Origin of the sequence: Luteipulveratus flavus, from assembly GCF_029439465.1 — a bacterium.
GTDB classification, from domain to species: Bacteria; Actinomycetota; Actinomycetes; order Actinomycetales; family Dermatophilaceae; genus Luteipulveratus; species Luteipulveratus flavus.
Window position 1 is genome coordinate 1 of sequence record NZ_JAROAV010000047.1, and the last position, 3599, is coordinate 3599.

The 3599-nt window shown below is 69.9% G+C and carries 4 protein-coding genes and 1 pseudogene; 1 reads left to right on the forward strand and 4 read right to left on the reverse strand.

The window, feature by feature from the left end; all coding sequences use genetic code 11:
- Positions 1-404, reverse strand: a pseudogene (locus P4R38_RS17580) (hypothetical protein); the annotation flags it as partial.
- Between the two features lie 187 nt (positions 405-591).
- Positions 592-1164: a TetR/AcrR family transcriptional regulator gene (locus tag P4R38_RS17585; protein WP_275240677.1), complete on the reverse strand. Its 573-nt coding sequence runs from the start codon at positions 1162-1164 to the stop codon at positions 592-594.
- A gap of 122 nt (positions 1165-1286) precedes the next feature.
- Between P4R38_RS17585 and P4R38_RS17590 the strand changes: the two genes are divergently transcribed.
- Positions 1287-2231, forward strand: a complete 945-nt coding sequence (locus P4R38_RS17590) for an NADP-dependent oxidoreductase (protein WP_277193296.1) — start codon at positions 1287-1289, stop codon at positions 2229-2231.
- A 93-nt stretch (positions 2232-2324) separates the two neighbouring features.
- Here the strand turns inward: P4R38_RS17590 and P4R38_RS17595 are convergent, their stop codons facing one another.
- Complete coding sequence (locus P4R38_RS17595) at positions 2325-2852, reverse strand: hypothetical protein (protein WP_277193297.1); 528 nt, start codon at positions 2850-2852, stop codon at positions 2325-2327.
- Between the two features lie 129 nt (positions 2853-2981).
- Positions 2982-3386 (reverse strand): hypothetical protein, encoded by a 405-nt coding sequence (locus P4R38_RS17600; RefSeq protein WP_277193298.1) that lies wholly within the window; start codon positions 3384-3386, stop codon positions 2982-2984.
- Between the last annotated feature and the right edge of the window lie 213 nt (positions 3387-3599).

The window sequence follows — 3599 nt, forward strand, 5'->3', positions numbered from 1 at the left end:
GTTCGGCTGCCGACTGCCCGACGTACGGCGTCGGGTGCCCGGGCGGGGAGTCCTGGTCCGGCGCGGGCGGGCCGTCGAGGTCCAGGTCCCGCTGCCGCCTGCTGGGTGACGCGCTGGTGCCACACGGCGATCGAGCCGCCCGGCTTCGACCCGTCGGCGTAGAACGACGCGCCGACGTTGCCCTTGGCGGTGGAGGCGAACACGTAGCCCTTGCTGAGCGCCCAGTCGCTGATGATGAAGTCGTTCGCGTACTGCGCCCGGACGCCGGGCGCACCGCTGATGACGAGCTTGCCGTTCCAGTGGTCGGGGATGCGGATGACGAACTGGCTGTCGTGGTTCCAGCCGTTGTTGGTGTTGGACGTCGAGGTGTCCGGGAAGTAGCCGTCGACCTGGATGCCCGGCACGCCGGAAGGGTTCTTCGTGCGCTCGCCACGGTCGGCGTCATCAGAGCGGCACCGAGGGCGAGGGCCGCAGCCGTGCCGAGGGCTCGGGAGATCGGTCGCATGACCGCCATGCTCCGACCGCCCGGAGTACCGCTCAATGTGCCGACACCACACACCCGGGGGGCGGTTGTGTCCGTCCGCGTCGGTCCTACGGCGCGCCGAGCCCGGCCAGGTAGGTGTCCAGCAGGCGCTCGCAGATCCGCTCCCAGGCCCTGCCCTCGCGTCCGGGCTGGGCAAGCGTGGCGCCGAGCCAGGCGATGTCGGCGACATCGATCTCCCGCCTGATCGTGCCATCGGCGAGGCCGCGCGCGATGAGCTCCCTGATTCCTCGGTGCAGCTCGGCCTGGACGGCCCCGACGCGCTCGCTCTCGACGGCCGGGCCACCGGTCGACCGCAGGACCATGTCGTTGCGGTCCTGGATGACGCCGAGGAGGAAGTCCCGGAACGCTTCCACCGCCGTCCCTCCGAGCCCTTGGGCGTGCTGCAGCCGACCGACCATCAGCGTGAAGGACCTGTGGGTGAGCTCCTCGACCAGCACCTCGCGGTTGCGGAAGTGCCGGTAGACCGTGCCGACCCCGACACCAGCGTCGTCGGCGATCGTCGCGATGGGGACGCCAGCGCCGTCACGGTGCAGGGCGACGACAGCCGCAGCGACGACGCGCTCGCGGTTCCGCTCGGCGTCGCTGCGCAGCCGGCGATCCTCGGTCGCGCTCTCACTCATGGGCACATTCAACCGCGCTCCGCGCTGACGGAGCCGACAGCGCGCAAAGAAGCGGACGAATTCGTCCGCTTAGGTGTAGCGTGAAGACAAGGCATCCACGAGACGACGAAGGCAGGACAGCCATGAAGGCAGTGCGGTTCCACCAGTACGGAGATCCCGACGCGCTCGTGTACGAAGAGGTGAACCAGCCCACGCCCGGAGCGGGTGACGTGCTTGTGCGCGTCGCGGCCACCACGTTCAACGGGGTCGACGCCAACATCCGAGCGGGGCTGATGCAGGAGCCCATGCCTCTCGACCTGCCGCACATCCCCGGCCTCGACGTCGCGGGCACTGTCGAGGAGGTGGGTGAAGGAGTCGAGAACCCGCAGGTCGGTGATCGCGTCGTGGGCTTCCTGCCGTTCACGGCCGACGGGGCCGCTGCCGAGTACGTGGTTGCGGCCGCGGACGGACTCGCCCCAGCGCCCTCGAGCGTCCCCTTGGCTGACGCGGCCGCTCTGCCGCTGGTGGGTCTCACCGCCTGGCAAGCGCTCCACGAGCACGCGAATCTGACGTCGGGCCAGCGCATCCTGATCAACGGTGCGAGTGGCGCGGTCGGCGGCTATGCCGTGCAGCTGGCCAAGAGTGCCGGGGCTCACGTGATCGCCACGGCAGGCCCTCAGGCGCTGGAGGCGGTGCAGGCCGCCGGCGCGGACGAGCTCATCGACTGGACCGCCACCGACGTCGCCGCAGCCGTTGAGGAGCCGGTCGACGTCCTGCTCAACCTCGCGCCCATCAATCCCGATGACTTCGGCGCGCTGGCCTCCCGGGTGCGCGACGGTGGGGTCGTGGTCAACACCACCGTCTGGATGCCCGCACCGAGCGACCCGTCGCGTGGCGTCGAGGGCATCGACCTGTACGTCCGCAGCGACGCCGCCCAGCTCGCTCACCTGGTGGATCTGGTCGACCGCGGCGAGCTGCGGATCGAGGTGGGCCAACGAGCGGGCCTCAAGGATCTGGCCCGCGTCCACTCCGAGGCCGCCGCCGGCAAGCTCACCGGCAAGGTCGTCATCACCCCGGACGACGTCTGACACAGGACGCGTCGGCCGCTCTCGGCGCCCACGTCGAGAGGCTCACATGCCTCTCGGCAACCGTGAGCCTCTCGGTGGATGTGGGATGCGGGCCTACCGACCCGCCGGGACCGCGTAGCTGTCAGAGCCGGCCAGAACGGCCGGCTTGCCGTGGTCCGGTGTGCTGACCAGCAGGCTGACCACGAACCGTCGTTGCAGCCTCTCCTTGAACGTCCCGTCGTCGCCCTGTGCGATGGCGTACGGCTTCTCCAGCTGGATCTTCCGCTCACCGTGGGCGTCCTGGACCGTCAGGGCGCAGTCCAGGCTCAGTACGCTCAGCGTTGTTCCCTCGCCACGAAGCACGCGGAGAGAGGGAGTCCCGACGACCACGGCTTTGTACATGTCCACATCGGACCGCGCACCCCACGGACTGCAGTTCAGCGTTCCGAGCCAACCTTGAGACGCCTTGTCGCCGGGCGTCGGCTCGGCGGATGTGCGCCGGCGCAGCTGGGTGAGCAACCCGTTCTGCTCGACCTCCTCGTAGTTGCCGACGGACAGAGCCCTCGTCACCGCGGGCACCATGTTGGCCAACTGCTGACGCTGCGCGGCGCTCAGCACTCCGCCGGGCGTTGTCTTCGGCACCGGCACTTTCGCAGGGCCGGTCATGGAGGCCGCCAGCAACCACGAGCCGGGCTGCTTCGACGGCACGATGGAGGCGACCGTCCGGTAGGTCTCGCCTTCAGCGGTGCGGGTGCCCAGGTCCAGCAGGGCCTACCGGCCCTGTCCGTCGGCGGAGCGTGCGCTTCCGCCGGAGACGGCTGCGACGCCGTGCGTGAACGGCGAGTCCGATGCGTCCTTGCCGGCCTTCTTCGCCTTCTGCACCCTCGTCGCGTAGACATCAGCAGCCAGCACCGTCTCGGTGTCCACCGCCGTCCATGCCGCATCGTCATAGGCGGGTGCTCCGGCCCGCCGGATGGCAGCCGTGTTGCGCTTGTCGTAGGCGGACATGACCGCGCGGGCCTGAGCCAGCGTCAGCTCATTCGCGACCGACGTTGTCGGCCTTCGAGGCGTGGAGGCGTCGGGCGAGCCGGCTTCCTCCTTCGCGCCGCAGGCGGTCGTGAGAATCGCGAGCGCCAGCGCGGTGGAAGCGAGTCGAGTCGTTGTCGCGAGAGTCAAGGCATCACTTTCGTCGGTGTGCGGTCAGGGATCGGATGTGAAGGACGGCAGCGCAGCTAGGGCGTGCCGACGTCGGCGCGGGCCCGGGACTCGACGGTGATCGAGATCTCGGGGTCCATGAAGGACAGGAGGCCTCCGAGCAGCGGCGGGCGGACGTTGCCCCGGAGCCGGACGACGGCAGTGGAGCCGTCGACCGCACCGGTGCCCTCGATC

Bases quoted from the DNA above. Each gene is read 5' to 3' on its own strand.
- P4R38_RS17585 (WP_275240677.1), bottom strand. From the start codon at position 1,164: ATGAGTGAGAGCGCGACCGAGGATCGCCGGCTGCGCAGCGACGCCGAG.
- P4R38_RS17590 (WP_277193296.1), top strand. From the start codon at position 1,287: ATGAAGGCAGTGCGGTTCCACCAGTACGGAGATCCCGACGCGCTCGTG.